This is a genomic window from Noviherbaspirillum sp. Root189 (assembly GCF_001428545.1).
GTDB lineage: Bacteria > Pseudomonadota > Gammaproteobacteria > Burkholderiales > Burkholderiaceae_D > Noviherbaspirillum.
On the sequence record NZ_LMHZ01000056.1, the window covers coordinates 1 to 13,566 of the forward strand.

11 protein-coding genes are annotated in these 13,566 nt (G+C 55.2%); 4 read left to right on the forward strand and 7 right to left on the reverse strand.

Translation table 11 applies throughout. The features are described from left to right. The 4 genes from ASE07_RS22830 to ASE07_RS22845 form a co-directional block, all read left to right on the forward strand. Positions 1 to 399, forward strand: a 399-nt coding sequence (locus ASE07_RS22830; RefSeq protein ID WP_156396921.1) for a glycoside hydrolase family 16 protein, incomplete at its 5' end; no start/stop codon positions are given. 647 nt (positions 400 to 1,046) lie between these two features. Beyond that, complete coding sequence (locus ASE07_RS22835; protein ID WP_057293129.1) at positions 1,047 to 2,183, forward strand: GNAT family N-acetyltransferase; 1,137 nt, start codon at positions 1,047 to 1,049, stop codon at positions 2,181 to 2,183. Positions 2,184 to 2,368: 185 nt separating this feature from the next. Continuing rightward, positions 2,369 to 3,499, forward strand: a complete 1,131-nt coding sequence (locus tag ASE07_RS22840) for a glycosyltransferase family 4 protein (protein ID WP_057293130.1) — start codon at positions 2,369 to 2,371, stop codon at positions 3,497 to 3,499. A gap of 183 nt (positions 3,500 to 3,682) precedes the next feature. Then, positions 3,683 to 4,447 (forward strand): polysaccharide deacetylase family protein, encoded by a 765-nt coding sequence (locus ASE07_RS22845; RefSeq protein ID WP_082584407.1) that lies wholly within the window; start codon positions 3,683 to 3,685, stop codon positions 4,445 to 4,447. A 265-nt stretch (positions 4,448 to 4,712) separates the two neighbouring features. On the opposite strand, the gene ASE07_RS22850 is transcribed toward ASE07_RS22845, so the two are convergent. From ASE07_RS22850 to ASE07_RS22880, 7 genes are all read right to left on the reverse strand, one after another. Then, complete coding sequence (locus ASE07_RS22850; RefSeq protein WP_162256937.1) at positions 4,713 to 6,719, reverse strand: acyltransferase family protein; 2,007 nt, start codon at positions 6,717 to 6,719, stop codon at positions 4,713 to 4,715. A 326-nt stretch (positions 6,720 to 7,045) separates the two neighbouring features. After that, the gene (locus ASE07_RS22855; RefSeq protein ID WP_057293133.1) at positions 7,046 to 7,813 is read right to left on the reverse strand and encodes a WecB/TagA/CpsF family glycosyltransferase; all 768 of its coding nucleotides are present in this window, start codon (positions 7,811 to 7,813) and stop codon (positions 7,046 to 7,048) included. Further along, positions 7,803 to 8,972 carry a glycosyltransferase family 4 protein gene (locus tag ASE07_RS22860; protein WP_057293134.1) on the reverse strand — a complete coding sequence of 390 codons (1,170 nt, stop codon included), beginning with the start codon at positions 8,970 to 8,972 and terminating at the stop codon, positions 7,803 to 7,805. Before ASE07_RS22860 ends, ASE07_RS22855 begins: the two co-directional genes overlap by 11 nt. A 75-nt stretch (positions 8,973 to 9,047) precedes the next feature. After that, positions 9,048 to 10,190, reverse strand: a complete 1,143-nt coding sequence (locus ASE07_RS22865; RefSeq protein WP_057293135.1) for a glycosyltransferase family 4 protein — start codon at positions 10,188 to 10,190, stop codon at positions 9,048 to 9,050. A 494-nt stretch (positions 10,191 to 10,684) separates the two neighbouring features. Next, positions 10,685 to 11,542 carry a glycosyltransferase family 2 protein gene (locus ASE07_RS22870; protein WP_057293136.1) on the reverse strand — a complete coding sequence of 286 codons (858 nt, stop codon included), beginning with the start codon at positions 11,540 to 11,542 and terminating at the stop codon, positions 10,685 to 10,687. Next, a complete protein-coding gene (locus ASE07_RS22875; RefSeq protein WP_057293137.1) occupies positions 11,539 to 12,300 on the reverse strand; it encodes a glycosyltransferase family 2 protein in 762 nt (253 codons plus the stop codon). Before ASE07_RS22875 ends, ASE07_RS22870 begins: the two co-directional genes overlap by 4 nt. 13 nt (positions 12,301 to 12,313) lie before the next feature. Further along, a complete protein-coding gene (locus ASE07_RS22880) occupies positions 12,314 to 13,558 on the reverse strand; it encodes a glycosyltransferase family 4 protein (protein WP_057293138.1) in 1,245 nt (414 codons plus the stop codon). Positions 13,559 to 13,566: the final 8 nt, after the last annotated feature.

Consider the following 13,566-nt stretch of genomic DNA (forward strand, 5'->3'; position numbering starts at 1 on the left):
GATAGCCGTCGTCCCGAGATGGATGTCATGGAAGCGTACGCAGGCGGCGCCGCACCATGGGGCAAGAACATTGATGGCGTTGCGCATCCGACAGCGTATGCACCGACAGTATGGAAGGGCGACCAGGAAGGCCAGCTGGTTGGTTCGCGCCAGTACGACACGGGCATGGACCTGTCGGCCGGCTTCCACAAGTATGCGGTCAAGTGGGAACCGAACAAGCAGACCTACTACTTCGATGGCAAGGAAGTCCTGACGTTGAACGTCAGCATGGGCGATCCGATGTATCTGATGCTGGACCTGTGGTATGGCAGCGCTTCCGGCACACCGGATGATTCGACGCCGCAGGGCAAGACCAACTCCTTCGAAGTCAATTACGTTCGCGCATGGCAGTTCAAATAAGACAGAAGCGTGAAATTTGAGATATCGATAGTGACCGTGAGTGAGGTGAGACACATCCCTCTCACGAACCAAGGCGTGTTAAATATGCTGTGATCTTGAAAATATTTCCCAAGCATGTAACTGCGTCACTACGCGACAAAGAAAAAGCCGGCTGAATAGCCGGCTTTTTCTTTGTTCAACGTTTGTTCCCAAGAATGATTGGGCCACCAATCTCGATCTGAAATATCGCAAATGCGCTGTTCATTCACATGGCGTTGCATTACACGCCGCAAATTCATCAGCAAGGTTGGCCTTACTCAAAGGTGCAGAGGTGTTTCTCGGAATACTGAGTTGCACATGATGTCGAAACGCGGAAGGACATGGGATGGAAAACCAGTGCGTTACAGCTATAAATGCAGTTGGTCCATGTCTTGCTAAGAGTCTGTAACAAGTAAATGTGTGGCCGAAGGCTAAAGCACCATGGGCACTTCAAGACCGCTGACGCATTTTTGTATGACAGAAGAAACATAACTTCCTCAGTAGAGACAAGAAGCAATGCAAGCTTTTCCAGCAACGGCAGATGCGTCCGGTAAGTTTTTTCCCTGCAGTAGGCGGCTGTTTTAATACCGTCGCCAGTCTTCTTCTTCCATCACACTGTCAGGTGAACCATGAACGTAGCAACCACCATCGATCACGACATCAGCATCACGTGCTACGACAATGAAGTGCCGCCCTTTGTCGAAGCCGAGATGGACCGCCTGTACGGCAATATCTTTTCCTCGCTCCTTGAATTTCGCGTCTATGGCTGGGTGGCCGGCACCACCAGCACCTATGTCGTCCGCTGCGGTGGGCAGATCATCACACTGTTAATGTTCAAGCGAGACCATGGTCGTATCCAGGTGCTCAACGAAACCATCCGTCTCGAAGGAGACGACATCCAGCGTTTTGCCGATTTTGTTTTCCAGCGTTATCCGGATGTGCAGACCATTTCGTTCAAGGCGATCGAGATCGACGGCGATGACTTGAGCTTTCCCCATCAGCGCTTCAATCATCTTGAAGACATCACGCTGCGCCTGCCTGCCTCCACCGAACAGTATCTGGCCAGCCTCGGCAAGAATACGCGGCGCAACATCAAGCGCTATACGGACCGTCTCATGCGTACCTTCCCAAGCTGTCGCTTCGAGATTTATGAAGGCAGTTCCGTGCGCGAAGAGGACGTGCGAGCGCTGATTCAGTTTAATCATGACCGCATGGCTGACAAGCATATTGTCTCTGTCATCGATGAGGACGAGACCCGGCGCATCATTCGTCTGGTAAAGGGTTGCGGGCTGATGGGCATCATGACCATCGATGGCCAGGTCGCGGGCGGCGCGCTGAGCTATCGTGCTGGCACGAATTATTTCCTGAATGTCCTGGCGCATGCTCCGTGCTATGACGATTACTGGGTCGGTTTTTTATGCTGCTATCGGACCATTTGCGAGTGCATCGCGCGTGGAGGGACGGAATTTCATTTTCTGTGGGGCCGGTATGACTACAAGTTCACGTTGGGTGCGGTACGGCGCGATCTCGACAATGTGACGCTGTACCGGTCATGGATGCATGTGGCACGCCATGCCGACCTGGCTTTGCAGCAGGCAAGGGACGGCTATGCGCGGCAGGCCAAACTCTGGCTCAAGTATGGCGATACCGCGATGTCGCGACGTGCCCGTCAGCTCATGCAACATCTACGAAAAGCAAAGCATGCTGCCCAGGATCTTTCTCGGGGAAAAAGGCCGGGCTTGATCCAGTCTGCTCCTGAGAACTGATGTTCAACCCGCCGGAATTGCACGTTTATTGCTTCAACGCAGATCGCCGGCTACCAAGCGTCTGGTATTACTCAAGGGTGTAACGAAACCGGCCAGCTAATATCGAGCCCAGGCTGCTGGACTGGTTTTGCCTCTTTCATGATTTAGCTCAGTTGCTGTGTCTCTACAAACATTACCATTTACCCATGACAAGACTTGCCCTTATTACCAACGAGCCGCCGCCGTATCGCATCCCTGTATTTAACCGCATTGCGCGTATTCCCGGGATCACCTTGCAAGTGATTTTTTGTGCTCGTCGCGAGCCAAACCGGCACTGGGATTTGCCGGCATTTGAATTCGACCATTGTTTTCTGAATGAGCGGATCACGACAGTCAAAGGTCGTTACATCCACAATAATCCGGATGTAGTCCTTGCGCTCAAACGTTTCGGACCGGACGTGATAGTTACAGACGGGTTGAATCCGACCCAGCTTTACGCCTTCGGCTATGCCATGGTCAAGGGTATCCCGCATGTACCGCTGACCGACGGCACCTACGAATCTGAATTGAATTTGAGTAAAGTGCACAAGCTGATTCGTCGAATTGTCTACGGGCGTTCAAAAGCTTATCTGTCGGCGAGCATGGGCGGACAACGCCTCTTCGAGAGCTATGGTGTCGTCCCCGAACAATGCTTTAAATCGTATCTGTGTATCGATAACGATGCCTACCAGTCCACGCCGCAACACGAGGGTGACAAGTTCGACCTGATTTTTTGTGGGCGCATGGTACCGGAAAAAGGCCCGATGTTTGCGCTGGAAGTCGCCGAAGAAGTTTCTCGTCGCCTGGGGCGTAAGGCCAGTATCCTTTTCGTCGGCTCAGGAAGCGAAGAACAACGCGTGAAGTCTGCCGCAGAAGGCAAGAAGAGCCGTGTCGTGGCGTATTTCCATGGCTTTGCAAAGCAGGGGGAACTGCCTTCGCTGTACCGTTCAGCCCGACTTTTTCTGTTTCCCACACATGCAGATGTCTGGGGTGTGGTTGCTAATGAAGCTTGCGCCGCTGGATTGCCGGTGATCGTCACACCGTATGCCGGGGCAGCTGGCGAACTTGTCGTCCATGGAGAAAACGGTTTTGTGGCGGAACTCGATGTCGGACGATGGGCCGATCACGCAACGTCGCTGCTCAGGGACCAGACAATGTGGGAGAAATTTTCTCGCCGTAGCCTGACGCTGGTGAGAGAATATAGTTTCGATAACGCCGCAATGGGTGTCGCCGATGCTTGTCGTTATGCGTTGTCGTCCGGTGCGTCACGTAAGGCGAGCAGGGCGATGAGCTCCTGATCCAGAACGGGATAAGGGCATGAAGCAGAACATCTGCGTCGACGATTCAATAGGGATCCGCTTATGGCTGCAGTACTTTCTACGGACCACCGTTCCCGCACAAGCAATTCCTCTGCGGTTGATTCCGGTTTTCCCAAGGGAATGCCGCCGGAGGCTGAAGGAGAAAATCGAGTGGAGCCAATGATGGGTCCTTTATTTACGTGTTCTATCGACGATGGCCATCCGTCCGATATGAAGACTGCCGAACTTTTGCACAAGCATGGCTTGAGTGGTACGTTTTTCGTACCGATCCGAAACTGCGAGGGCGATGAGGTTTTGCCGGATGCGCAGATCCGGGAGATCGGCAGAAGATTCGAAATCGGCTCGCATACCTATGACCATCGCTATCTGAAAAAAGTCGATATCTGGCAGGCCTACCATCAGATAAATGATGGAAAGAAATACCTGGAGGACGTGCTGGGCATGCCGGTAAACGGCTTCTGCTACCCGGGCGGTCGGTATCTGGCTCGCGATGTCGAACTTGTGCGTGCCTGCGGTTTTAGTTACGCACGTACGACGATGAACTTGTGCTTCGACGCCGGTCAGCGGCCTTTTGAAATGCCGACCACCGTACAGTTTTACCCTCATGACCGTGCAGTGTACTTGCGTAATTTCGCCGGATCGGGCAACTGGTTCAGGCGTACGACCGGGTTGCAACTTGCCATGCAGCATGGTGACTGGATGAAGCGGCTATATGCGATGTTTGACCATGCAGTGCGTAGCAATGGCACCTTCCATCTATGGGGACATTCGAAGCAATTCGATGAGCTCAACGCGTGGCAACAACTTGATGCCTTCCTTGCGCATGTCGCTCGCGCCGTTTCAAGCCAGAATCGCCTTACCAATGAAGAACTTGCCGTCCGCTCGCTGTGGGTGCCCGGTACCGCCAGAGCGGTAGGGCCTGCCTGAAGTTTCACTATCCTCAAAACATCGCGGCCTCAACAGGGCCGCTTTTTTTTGCCTACAGGTTTCCGGCTTATTCGTAATGGCTCCGGCAAATAAAAATCGCACCCCGTTCAGGAGATCCCAACCTGTAACGTAACGAATGAGATCGATGGATTTTTTTGACTGGCAAGGCGCAGGAGGAGTCAATAGCGGGCTATTGACGACGAGTGCAACGCGGCCAGACGGGAAAAGACGCGATCTCATGGTGCGTTATGGGGTGGGATTGGTATTACTTCAGCGGTTCCGCATGTGCCTGCGCCATCTCTGCGTGCGCGTGCTCGCTTGCGGGAACCAAGGGCACAGGACCAGCAAGAGGATTGCCTACCTTGGCGAGATATCGGGCGCCCAGCAGCTGCGACGCCTTGGTATTGATGTGATTGGCGTCCTTGTACAAAGCGGTCTTGCCCATGTAAGTGACGCATTCCTCCGTGGTGCACATGATTTTTTTCGGATCGATGATCACCGTCTTCGGGTATCTCGCCTTTACTTTGTCGATAATCTCATCGACGCCGGTCTGGGTTTCCTTCACAAAGCTGAGCGGAATATTGCAATTGCGATCCGCAGGAAGCCAGCCGCGCGTACGATGCAGGATGCACTGTGAGAGGTCTGGTTCAAAGAATGGATTGTCCTTGAAAATGACAGGGGTTGCGCCCGCGTCGACGACTTTGCCGGTCGCGTACATCATTTCTTTTTCCAGGTCGCGCCAGGGTTCCGATGCCCAGAAGCCGGCCATGACCACGTACTTGACCTGGTGGGCCAACTCCAGCAGGTCCACATTGCGCTGCTGGCATGTCGATGGCCCTTCTTCCGGATGCTTATCCGTGACCTGAAAAGCAGTCGGGAAGCAGGTTCCCTGAACATGGTAGACCGCCTTGAGACCGGCAGCCTTCGCCAGTTCATCCACGAAGGGCTTGAAGTGGTGTGCGTGCGAATCTCCCATCAGCAAGACATCGGCCTTGCCCCGGGTCGTGTCGCCGAAGGCACAATTACCCAGCAGGTAGTCCATCGTGATCTTGCGGTAATCCTCGGACCGGATGGAGCAGGAACGTGTCAGGTCACGTTCAAACGAGTAGCTTGCGATCAGCTCACGGATCTCGACTGAGAAACGCTGCGGTGCGCCTTCAGTGACGTAGGACGCCAGGCCGACCGCCATAAAGGCCATGGCAGGGAGCAGGTATATCTGCACAAAAGCACGCTTGAACTGGATCGATCTGCTTTTTCGGATCGGTGTCTCCACGAATTTCCATGTCAGCCACGAGAGCAGGAAGGCGAGCGCCACGGCAGCGATGCCTACCCAAAAGGTGATCTCGATGCGGCGGTAACGGAGAAAGGAAAAGATTGGCCAATGCCATAAGTAAAGCGAATAGGAAATGAGCCCGACGCCGACGAAGGGCTTGCTGCCAAGGACCAGCTTGATTGCATTGCTGCCGGTGCAGGCATAGATCACCAAAGCGGTGCCGATGCAGGGGTAGAGTGAATTGACCCCGGGAAAGGACGACCCCTTGTTAATCATGAACAGCGAACCCAGCATCAACGCCAACCCGAGACTTGCACACGCGTTGGACGCTGCCGCCGAACGAACCGGCGACTTCTGCGAAATGAAGTACGTCAGTGCGCCGATGATCAATTCATGGGCGCGTGAGGTCAAGAGAAAGTAGGCCTTGATTTCGCCGGTCTTCATTTCCGACAGCACGGCGAAGCCGATACCGAGAACCACCAGCGCAGGAACGACCTGCTTTCGCGCATAGCGGTAAAGAAGAATCAGCAGAACGGGAAAAATAAAATAGAACTGCTCTTCGACTGAAAGGGACCAGGTATGCAGCAGCGGAAACTCTTCCGTCCGTTGTCCGAAGTAACCCCAGCTAAGCATGGAGAAGAACACATTGGATAGAAACGCCCACGACGCTGCGAGCGATGTGGTGTAGAAGATGTAGTCGTTTGGAATCAGCAGATACGATGAGATTACCAGCGTGGTCGCCGCCACAAGAATATATGCCGGGAAGATTCGCTTGATTCGCCGGGTGTAAAACTCAGTGAAGGTAAAGCTGTCGGCATCCAGCGCTTTGGCAATCAGTCCGGTAATCAGGAACCCTGAAATCACGAAGAAAATATCAACACCGACAAAGCCGCCCGGAACAAGTGTTGAGCTCGCATGAAAAGCGATGACCGCAAGTACCGCGATGGCACGCAGGCCATCGATATCAGGACGGTAAACAGGATGAGCAGATGGATTCATCGTCATGTCGAAAAACAAAAGTAAGAGGAACAAAGCAGGGGAAACCCCAGTGATGAAGCGACCAGCGCCTCGATTTCAGGCAGCTACCCGGCTTATGTTGCCTGATTGCTATCATTGCACTGTAGTGCCTTGTCGATTTGATTTGCCATAAAGGACCATGTTGACTTTGTATAAGCGTGGTAATGGCGAGACACGAAAGAAATAATTTAAGGCAATTGCGGGATATGTGATGCAGGATGGCGATGCAGAGAAGGGCAGGAAGCGCGGAATGGAGATCTTTAGTAGCAGGCGCTGCTATCTCCAGCACCTGCTACTTCAATGCAGCATCATGTGTCGCCGAGTGGCAGCTTGGCGATGACGAACTGGCGAAGGAAGCCAACCACAAACAAGGTGTTAGTCACCATGTAGCGCTTGAACAAACGACGTGGTTCGGATCCAAGGCGATAGAGCCATTCAAGGCCGTTGCGTTGCCACCAGATCGGCGCCCGCTTGATGACACCAGCATGGTAATCGAATGCGGCACCAACACCGATCATCACCGCGTTGATCCGTCCGCGATGTTCGGCCATCCATTTCTCCTGCTTTGGACATCCCAATCCGACAAAGACAACATTTGCGCCTGACCCATTGATCATTTCAACGATCTCTTCGTCCTCTTCGAGCGACAGGGAACGGAACGGAGGCGAATACGTTCCGCCGATGCGCAGGCCGGGAAACAGTTTGTCCAACGCGACACGCAACTTGGCGAGCGTTGCATCGGTACTGCCATAAAAGAACACGGTCTGGCCCAGCCGTTCCGCCTCCGCCAGATACTTCAACATCAGATCAGGGCCGTTGATACGCTCTTGCGAAGCATAGCCGAACTGCCGTAACGCCCAGGCAATCGGGGCGCCATCCGGCGTCGCCATGTCAGCATTGTTCACGGCGATCTTGAATTCGACGTCGCTGGTTGTCGTCACCACGGAATGGACATTGCAGATACAGACGTAGCGCGACTCGCGTGCCGCTCCCCATCTTGTGATCTGCCCTACGGCTTCGTCCCAGGTCAAAGCGTCGATGAAAGCTTCCAGCACGGCTTGGCCCTTACGCGGCATGACGTTCTCTTCTAAGTGTGGAAATTGCATCTTCATATATGTCCATCAGCATTTCATAATTGCGATCCGGCGTGTACTTCGCCTCGTATTCCGCACGAGCGGATCGGCCCATGCGTGTCATCTGCTCAGGATGTGCCGTCGCCCATGCCATTTTTTGCGCAAGGTCCGCGGCATCGCCCGGATTAAATAGAAGTCCTGTGACGCCTTCCTGCACGATATCGACCAATGCTCCAAGCCGGCTCGCGATAACGGGCAAGCCGCATGAAAACGCTTCGACTATGGTGCGCGGCGAATTCTCATAACAGATACTCGGCAATACCAGGAATTGCGCGGTGCCCATCCTGTGCATGATGTCTTCCAGCGGTCGGAAGCCCAGGTAGCGCGCGCCGAATGCCTCATGTGCAAGCGCTTCCAGCGGGCCGCTGCCGATAACGTCAACGCCAATTGAAGGCGCGTGGCGAACCGCGTCAGCAAGTACATCCAATCCTTTTTCCGATGACAGTCGGCCGACATACATACCGCCGCTGCGTGCGTTCCAGGAAGGTTCCGCGGCCGAGGGCACGAAATTCGGCTTGATCCGGAAGCGATCGGCAGGAAGGCCGCCTTCAATGTATTTGGCGCGGGCAAACTCGTTCAAGGCAATGTAACGCGTTACCCGATCGCGATACGTCCCGATGGCGCGGTGCGTTGTCAGCATGCCGGTGAGCACTGCCGACTGCATCGCGGATTCGCGGTAGCACTTACGTGTGACCGAGCGCCACGGCACCTTTCCGATGCAATCCTCGCAAATCTTCCCTTCGCGCAGAAAAATCGCTTGCGGGCATAACAGCCGGAAGTTGTGCAAGGTCTGAACCACTGGCACCCGCCGTTTCCCCGCTGCCCAGTACAGGGAAGGAGAGATCAATGGAAAGGTATTGTGGACATGGATGACATCTGGCACAAAGCGATCGCAAAGCGCATCGATATCGCTCGCGGAGCGCCGCGACCAGATCGTGGAGACGGCAGCCACGGCGCGCGGCATGTGGTTCAGTGCATCATTGTGCTGTTGATAGACTTCGACCGCGTGGCCGCGGGATCGCAGCAAGGCGACTTCGGCATCGACAACGGCATCCTCGCCGCCACGATGCTGATAAGCATTGTGTGCAACCAGGATCTTCATCGGCAGACCCCGTGGTAACCGCAGGAGCAGCGGGAGCAGCAGTAATAGCAGGAGAGAGGGCGCAGAATCATTTATTTACCCTACTTTCCAGTCTGACAAATCTGGCGTGACGTCGCGGTGCAGACCGACTGCGTAGCGACAGGCATCGACGATTCCCATTGCGGCGTGGTCGAAGGTGTAATGGGATGCCAGTGCGCGGCTGCGTTGCGAGAAACGCTGATACACCGCGTCGTTGCTCAGCAATAACACCGCACGATCGATCCACTGTTCTAGCTCCAGGCCACAGACAAAACCGTTTTCGCCTTCCAGAACAAGCTCGTCTGCTACGCCAGCCTCCGGTGAAACAATGATGGGCAGGCCGGCGGCGCACGCTTCGTTGCCGACCACTCCCCAGACATCGCGCGCGGTGGGGAAAAGGAAAACCCGTGCGGAGGCATACAGAGCCGGAAGCTCATCCTGTTGCGCGTGGCCATTGATAAGGGTTTCTACGCGATCGGACAAGAATGCTGCCCGTCGGGTGAGCTCTTGCTCCAGTTCGCCGCTGCCAACGAAAAGAATGCTGACCTTGCGGCCCAGTCTGGCAGCGACGCCGGCAGCGACATCCAGCGCGAACAAGGGATTCTTGTCCGGCACGATGCGTCCGCAAAAGATCAGGTCGAAACTTTTCCCGGTCGCATTTGCCGCGTTCGCCGCCTCTGAATAGGCATTATTGTCAATGCAAAGGCAGGATTGAAAGCATTTTTCACGAGGAATGCCATAGCTCTCATACAGCTTGAGACCGCCATGGCTCGCCGCGATGAAGGCCTTGGAGCGGCGGTAAATGATGCGGCGGATTGCCTTATGCCAGCGCGATAGCGATTCCTCCGATATATCGGTACCATCGGTCATCGGTACATACGCGATGCTCTTTGCTACTGCATAGCCAAAGGCATACAGGAAGGTCGGGTTAAAACCGGTCGTCACCATGACGTCCGGTGACAGTTTGCCGAGTGCAGACAGTACGTCCGGATTATTGTGAATAAAATTATCGCCGCGAGTAACGAAACGCTCCTTCAGGAATACATGGTTGAAACGCAGCGGCGGTAAATCCCAATGCCGGTTTGGCTCGCGCTCACTGCAGAAGATGGCAGAGAAATCGATACCGGGCGTCTTCGCTACCCGCTCATAAATGGGGATGCGAAAGGGCGGCGGATGGTTGGTGATCAATGCGACCTTCAAGGACGCACCTTTCCCGGACCTCGCGCAATGCGGTTTAAGTTCCGTTACTGGCGCGATGTGCGACCTGTTATTTTTTCGATCTTCCATATTCGAGTTATTGGTCGTGTAAGGGGATCCTGTCCAATTCTGAGCGTTGCAAGAACTGTGCTTGCGTTGCCTGGCCGGTAGTCGGGATAGGCGACGCATTAATCTGGCGCTGTCTATCGTCACAGGTCCTGCTTGATCCACTGCGCTGACAATCAATCGCACAATTCGAAGATTGCCGTGATGCAGTTATTGTGAAGGCGGCAACGCATCGCAATCGGCGAAAAATCAAATGAAAGGCATTTCCACACGACTCATTTGTAACTTTATTTAACGCGATCTTCATTCGCACACACATAGCGGAGCCTGTGTATTGGCGTAAGCAACGCAAACGGCAGATCAAGCGCGCAGACGAACAGATACGCCGCTACCTGTGTGAGGCGGCGGCGTATCTGGCTTGAATGAAAGGATCAGGAATGCATGCGTCGCCAGCCAAGCATGCCGTCGATGCGGCCCATCATGGTGGCGTAGCCAAGCGAGAGCTCAGCGCCGAAAGAGCCTTTGAGCAAAGGCCGTAACAAGGGAGCAGCAAGGCCACGTGCGATAACCCAGGCCGGCAGGCGATGTTTGGCATAGAGCGCACCGGTACCGCGGGCACGATGACGCACGGCCAGCTTGGTCTGACTGTTGGCTTGCGGCTTGTGCGGATTGACTGCATGGTGGACTTCACCCAACGGTTCGTAGGTGAAGAAGGCGCCGGCGCGCAGTGCGCGCAGCGCGAAATCGGTTTCCTCTCCGGCACCGAACCATTGGCCGACGCCGAGGCGACTATCGAACCCGCCAATTTCCTTGAATAGCGCACGGCTGCAGAAGAGGGTGATCGAGCTCACCGGAATATCGCGGAAGGCCCGTGAGCGCTCCCAGGACAGGTCTGCGGCCGACAAGGGTTGCTCATCCTGCTCGACCCAGCGCACGATGATGCCAGCCGGTTCATCCGCACAGCCAAAGCGCGTGGCGAGGCGTTCCAGCAAGCGTGGCGAATACCAGCAGTCATCGTCCGGAAAACCTATCCATTTACCAGTGGCGGCTTCAATGCCGACGTTACGCGCAGCAGCCAGGTTGGCCGGGCGGTGGCGCAGATGGCGGACCGCGATGCCAAGGTAACGTGCGCGGTCCAGATGTGGCAAAAGGCGGTCGTCGTCATTCTGGTCCACAACGATGACTTCAAAATTACTGTAAGTCTGTGCGGCAAGTGAGTCAAACAGACGGCCGAGTTCATCGGTGCGGCCGACAGTGGCCAGGATCAACGAAATATCCGGTGTTCTCATGCATTCCCCTTGGCATGGATAACGCGCTGACGGCGTACAAAATAACGTGCGTAATGAGCGAGTCGCTCGACTGGATTCTTGCTGCTGTAAGCAAGCCGGACCCGAAAATCTTCCGCCATGGCGGCCAGTCGCGTACGTGAAGAACTCGACAAGCTGCCTTCATGTTCACGGAAAGCAGCAAGTGCCTCGTCCAGCTGTACCGGATCGGCCATCTTTGCCAGCTTCAGCCAGAGGTCGTAATCCATTGCATACTTCAGGCTAGTAGAGAAGCCGCCGGCACGCAACATGAGTTCACGCTTGACGAAGGTCGCCGGATGCGGAATGAAGTTACCGCGCAGGAGATTGGCGTAACTGAAACGAGGCGAAACATAATCATCGGGATAAAGCTTGCCATCGAGCAGCGTCATGGTGCGACCGAACAGCCATTGCCGGCCGGTTTCCTCAAGGTGACGCGCGACAGTCGACAAGATATCGGGGCGCAGATAGTAATCGTCGGAATGGATATAGGCGATCACATCGCCGGTGGCGACGCGCAAACCTTCATTCATTGCGCGGCTCACCCCGCCGCGCACGTTTTCGAGCAGTTGGTAAGGGCGGTCGAGCGCACGGATCTGCTCCAGCGTGCCATCGGTGGAGCCGCCATCGACGAAGATGTATTCGATATGAGGATGGTCTTGTGCGAGCACTGAAGCAATCGATTCCTGGAGATAAGTCTCGCTGTTCCAGGTACAGGTGATAACGGAAAAAGTAAGCGCCATGAGGCAGGGCCTTTCAACTGGTAGAACTAACACTAACGGGATGGCGGGAAGGCATACGGTAAATTTCCAGCAATTGCATGGCTGCGCTGTCGGCGCATCCCAGGCCCTCCAGCGCATAGCCGTATCGGGTATGCGGGTCGAAGCTCACCAGATCATCGACCAGCGATTCCATGTCGCGATGCAGTCGCAGTTGTCCAGGTTCCGCGCCGTAACGTGACAACTCCGGCGTGCCGCCGCGCTCCAGCGCGAAGGTCGGCTTGCCGAGAAAGAGACCTTCCAGCACGGTCGTCGCGCACGGTTCTTCCCAGACCGAAGGCACCACCACTGCGTTCGCTGAAGCAGCAAGCTTGAGCGTCTGCTCGGGCGAGCACCAGCCGAGGAACTCGATCTGGCTGCTTGCGAATTCTTCGCGCAGACGCGGTTCATCTGGGCCATCTCCTGCGATGGTAAGACGCATGTGCGAGGGAAGCCTGGGCGCAAGCATCCGCAGGAAAGGTTCTACACCCTTGGCGGGATAAAGCTTTGCCGCAACAAAAATCTGGAAGCTTTCCGAAGCGGGTAACAATGCCGCGGATTCGCGGATTTTCTCCAGCTTGGCGCGATCGACAAAATTGTGGACGGTGACACCCCAGTCGCCATTGCCGAGTGTGCGCGATAGATTGCGCAACAGCATGTCTGAAACAAAGACGGTTTTATGCGCGCTGAAGCTTTCCGCTACCTCTTTGCGATAGCGCACCACTGCGGCGGTGGAAACCGCACGCTGGATAGGATTGGGCCTGGCGGTGATGCATTCCGCGCATACAGACGGGTCCGATGTGCTGCAGACTTCGCCATTGCGGAAGCGGGTGTGCTTGAAACAATCGCTACCCTGATCATGTCGTGTCTGCACAAAGTTAAGATCGGCGGGCAGAAACTTCGCGACGTTGGGAATATGGCCATGGTAGTGCACCACATCATATTGTCCGGCGCGGCGCATGATGAGCTGAGCAAAGTTTTTTGCGATCGAGGTGCGCTTGGGCGGCATGAACATACCGAAGCTGATTTCCTTCCAGCCGGCATGATGTCCATTCAGTTCGCCAAAAAAGCGTCCGCCGAAGTCGCCTTCTTCGCCGCACACCGAGATCGGATGTTCGTCGTTACCCATCAAATCCACCTGATGCCCTGCGCGCACGAGCGCTCTTGCAAGGTTCAGCACATGTTTGGCGAGGCCGCCCATGTTTGGATACGGAATGTCTTCGCTGACGAGGAGGATACGCATGTTGCCTG